3 protein-coding genes and 1 pseudogene are annotated in these 4,432 nt (G+C 67.5%); all 4 read left to right on the top strand.

All coding sequences use genetic code 11. The annotated features are described in order from the left end of the window. Window positions 1-137: 137 nt before the first annotated feature. The gene (locus I0Q12_RS07725; RefSeq protein ID WP_197251377.1) at window positions 138-758 is read left to right on the top strand and encodes a TetR/AcrR family transcriptional regulator; all 621 of its coding nucleotides are present in this window, start codon (window positions 138-140) and stop codon (window positions 756-758) included. A 244-nt stretch (window positions 759-1,002) separates the two neighbouring features. Continuing rightward, window positions 1,003-2,334 carry a bifunctional lytic transglycosylase/C40 family peptidase gene (locus I0Q12_RS07720; protein ID WP_197251376.1) on the top strand — a complete coding sequence of 444 codons (1,332 nt, stop codon included), beginning with the start codon at window positions 1,003-1,005 and terminating at the stop codon, window positions 2,332-2,334. Between the two features lie 48 nt (window positions 2,335-2,382). Beyond that, window positions 2,383-4,026: an FAD-dependent oxidoreductase gene (locus tag I0Q12_RS07715; RefSeq protein ID WP_197251375.1), complete on the top strand. Its 1,644-nt coding sequence runs from the start codon at window positions 2,383-2,385 to the stop codon at window positions 4,024-4,026. A gap of 287 nt (window positions 4,027-4,313) precedes the next feature. Then, a pseudogene (locus I0Q12_RS32325) lies at window positions 4,314-4,432 on the top strand (ABC transporter ATP-binding protein); the annotation flags it as partial.

Raw genomic sequence — 4,432 nt, 5'->3', positions numbered from 1 at the left:
ACCCACCGCTCGCCTGCCGGCTCCGAGGGCAGACGGACCGGCAGGCGAGCAACCGCTCACGGCGGTGCCGCCGTGCCGACCGGCACGGCTGCGGTATCGTCGGGGCGGACTGGGTATCGATCGGCCGAGGAGGACACATGGCGCGACGTCACGGTGTCCTCAGCGAGGACCCGGAGGCTGCACGTTCGCAGATCCTCAGGGCAGCCGAAACCGCGATCCAGCGATTCGGTATCGCGAAGACGACGATCGACGACGTCGCGAAGGAAACCGGTGTGTCGCGACCGACGATCTACCGGTACTTCCGTGATCGCGACACCCTGATGACGTCGATGATCGAAGCCCGATCCCGCAGGCTCTTCGAGCAGGCCCGCGAATATGTCTCGGATCGGGACACGTTCGCCGAACAGGTGGTCGACGGCCTCCTGTACCTCGTGGACCAGGGCCGCCGGGATATGGTGATCCGCCTGATCGTCAGCCCGGAGCATGCCGGCCGGCGGACGGCGCTCGCCGGAAGTTCCGGTCTCGCTTCCAGATTGACGTACGAGATGTGGGCTCCGCTCATCGATTCGGCTCGCGAGCGCGGGGAGATCCAGGAGGGGATCACCGACATCGAGATCTGCAACTGGATCACTCTCGTCGAGTTGATTCTGGTGGGGCGCATGGACTTCGGTGATCCGACCGGCCCCGAGAACAGGCGCCTGCTCACCAACCTCCTGCTGCCCGGGATCGTCTCCACTCCGGTGGAGGTCATGCGCTAGCGGCGCCGCAAATTCCGGTCCGAACCGCAACGGCCCGTGGACTTATTGTCCACGGGCCGTTGCCATTTCATGACACAGCATTGGTTGCGTGGTCCAGCTCACATGCTGTATAACAAAATACGAACTTTGTATCTTGTTATCCACGACGTCCGGTCGACCGCGAGAATCAGCGGAGAATCCCAGCCCGCCCCGTAGGCGGAGATCGACGACGTGGACTCCATCGATCCGAGAGGGTTACCCCACCATGACAGTGGATCCGTCGTCGTTGATCGTGGCAGTGGCCTCCGCCGTCAGCACCGCAGTGCTCGGCGTCGATGTACCCGAGGAAGTCCAGGAACCCGCGGCCGCGCTCGCCGCGTCGATCGAGCAGGGCGCGGCCGACCTCGGCGCACAACTCGACGATGCGTTCGCCTCGCTGCCCGTGGAGGTGCAGGCCCCGGCCCGGCAGGCTGTGGCCGATACCCAGGAGCTTCTCGCCGGCGTGACCGATCCGCACACGCCCGAATCGTCGGCCACCGAGACCGATGTCGCCGTATCGCCTGCGCCGGACGGCGCGCCCACGATCGCGGCCCCCGCGGCGCGACCCAACCCGTGGGGCATCGACTTCGGTGCCTCGACCGGTACGCCCGCTGCGGGTAGGCCCGCGCTTCTCCCGCAGATTCCCGCGATCGTCCCCGGCACGTCACTCGCCCCGATCGGAGCCATCGCCGTGTTCGCGCCGTGGCTGAAGAAGGCCGGCTCGATCTGCGAGGGTGTCACCGCGCCCGTACTCGCCGCGCTCTACTCGGTCGAGAACGGCTTCCGCTACGGCCCCACCGCGCCGATCTCGCCGGTCGGGGCGCGGGGACCGGGGCAGTTCATGCCCGGCACGTGGGACGCCTACGGGAAGGACGCGGACGGCGACGGCAAGGCCGACGTCCTCGGCGTCGCCGACCCGGTGATGGCGTCCGGTCACCTGCTGTGCGACAACTGGTCTCGCATCGAGGCATGGAAGAGCGCGGGCCGCGTCACCGGAGACACCCTGGGACTCACGCTCGCCTCGTACAACGCCGGGCTCGGCGCGGTCCTACGCTCGGGCGGGATGCCGTCGGGCCTGCCCGACTACGAGAACCAGACCAAGCCCTACGTCGCGAAGATCCTCGCCGCCCGGCCCGTGTTCGAGCGGCTCCTCGCGCCCTTCGTGGCACTCGGCCTGCCCGCCGCGAACGACATCGGTCAGAGGGTCATCGACGCAGCATTCCGCTACCTGGGCCTGCCGTACGTGTGGGGCGGCGGCAACATCGACGGACCGTCCGGCGGCGGTTTCGACTGCTCCGGGCTCACGTCGTTCGCGATGCACGCCGCCACCGGTATCGCGCTGCCGCGCACGTCCGAGACTCAGTGGCACGTCGGCGTCGAGGTTCCGCTCGCGGAAGCCCGCCCCGGCGACCTCGTCTTCGGGAACTGGCAGTCCGCCGGCCCCGGGCACGTCGGCATCTACATCGGTGGCGGACAGATGGTCCACGCGCCGACCACCGGCGACGTGGTCCGCATCGGAGACGTCTTCCCCGACATGCGGGCCCGCCGCATCGTCTGAGACCGACCGGACACGAAGAACAACAGCTGTTACGAGGAGTGATCAACGATGGCGCACGTGGTGACACAACCGTGCTGCAACGATGCGGGATGCGTGGCGGTCTGCCCGGTCAACTGCATCCACCCGACCCCGGAGGAGCGAACCCGCGGTCGCACCGAGATGCTCTACATCGACCCCGAGGCCTGTATCGACTGCGGCGCCTGCGTGGACGAATGCCCGGTCGACGCGATCGTGCCGCCCGAGGACCTCACGCCCGAGATGCAGCCGTTCGTGGACATGAATGCCGCCTACTACCAAGACAATCCGACGCCTGATCCGATGCCCGCCGTCGAGCTGCCGAAGGTGTCCGCGGGGGCGGGTGTGCTGCGCGTCGCGATCGTGGGGAGCGGGCCGTCGGCGTGCTACCTGGCGGAGGCACTCACGTCGCACCGGGGCCTCGACGTCGAGATCTCGATGATCGAGAGGCTCCCGGTGCCCGGTGGACTCGTCCGCTACGGCGTCGCACCCGACCACAGTTCCACGAAGAGCATCGCCGGCACGTTCACGCGGATGATGGGCCGTCGGAACATCGACGTCTACCTCGACGTCGAGGTCGGCCGTCATCTCACGCACGAGGATCTTCTGCGCCACCACCACGCCGTCGTGTATGCGAACGGCGCCACCGGGGATCGTGCACTCGGAGTGCCGGGAGAAGACTTGGCGGGCAGCATGTCGGCTCGCGAGTTCGTCGCCTGGTACAACGGTCATCCCGACTACGCGGACCTGCGGGTGGATCTGTCGTGCGAGCGCGCGGTGGTCGTGGGCAACGGCAACGTCGCGCTCGACGTCGCCCGCGTTCTCACGTCCGATGTGTCCCGGCTGCTGAAGACGGACATCGCCGCACACGCGCTGGAAGCGCTTGCTACGAGCCGGATTCGGGAGGTTGTCGTGCTCGGCCGCAGGGGAGCGGGCGCGGCGGCGTTCAGCACACCGGAACTGCTCGGCCTCGGCGACCTCCCGGGCGTCGACGTGACGGCCTCCGATATCGGCACCGGAAGTGCCGAAATGTCTGCGCTCGAACGGATTCGAGCCGACATTCTCACGCGGTACGCCGCGACGGAACCCGCGCCGGGCCGGCGCCGCATCCATCTCCAGTTCCTGCGATCGCCCGTCGAAGTACTCGGAAACGGACGCGTCGAGTCTCTGAGAACCGCGGTGAATACGCTCGAGGGTGCCACCGGCGAATTCGAGAACATCGAGACCGGGTTGGTGCTCCGGTCGATCGGATTCCGGGGCATGCGTCAGCCGGGCGTGCCGTTCGACGAGGACCGCGGGGTGATCCCCAACGCGGCGGGCGCGGCGATCGATCCGGAGTCCGGCGACCGCGTTCCCGGCGTCTACACGGCCGGATGGCTCAAGCGTGGGCCGAGCGGTGTGATCGGATCCAACAAGGTGTGTTCGGCGGAGACCGCCGCCGCGATCGTCGGTGACTTCGTGAACGGCCTGCACACACCGCCGGTCGGTGACCGTAAGGCGTTTGCGGAGCTTGTGTGCGCCCGCCACCCCGACTACATCGACCTGCAGGGATGGCGTCGCATCGACGCGTTCGAGCGAGGGGAGGGACGCTCGGCCGGACGGCCCCGGGTGAAGGTCGTGAGCGTCGGAGACATGGTGTCGGTGGCGCGGGGTGAGCCGGCGACTCTGGGCCGCTAGTGGCGGTCGGCAGTGCGTCGAAATGTCCGCTTCATGGCAACTTGTCCAGTTCTCCTGAGATGGGGTGAATTCAGGGGTGAGACACGACGACGCAACGATTGACAATATTCGTATTTTGAATCACAGTTATCGGCGATCGGGACTTTGGTCACATCGAGTCCCAGCGCGCGGCCCGTGTGAAGCCCGGCGAGGCCGCAAGAGTGCCGAACCTGTGTCAACACATGATGATTCGCTGACAGTCGCTGCCGACGGCACGCGCCGAAGCAGCGGCGAACGGGAGGGAACCGATGGGTGTCGAGGTCTCGGTCGAAGGACTCACGAAGTCGTTCGGCTCACAACGAATTTGGGGTGATGTGACGCTGACGCTGCCCGCGGGTGAGGTCAGTGCGCTGCTGGGCCCGTCCGG

This window comes from Rhodococcus sp. CX (assembly GCF_015865005.1).
Lineage (GTDB): Bacteria > Actinomycetota > Actinomycetes > Mycobacteriales > Mycobacteriaceae > Rhodococcus.
This window is presented reverse-complemented; position numbering and strand designations above follow the sequence as displayed.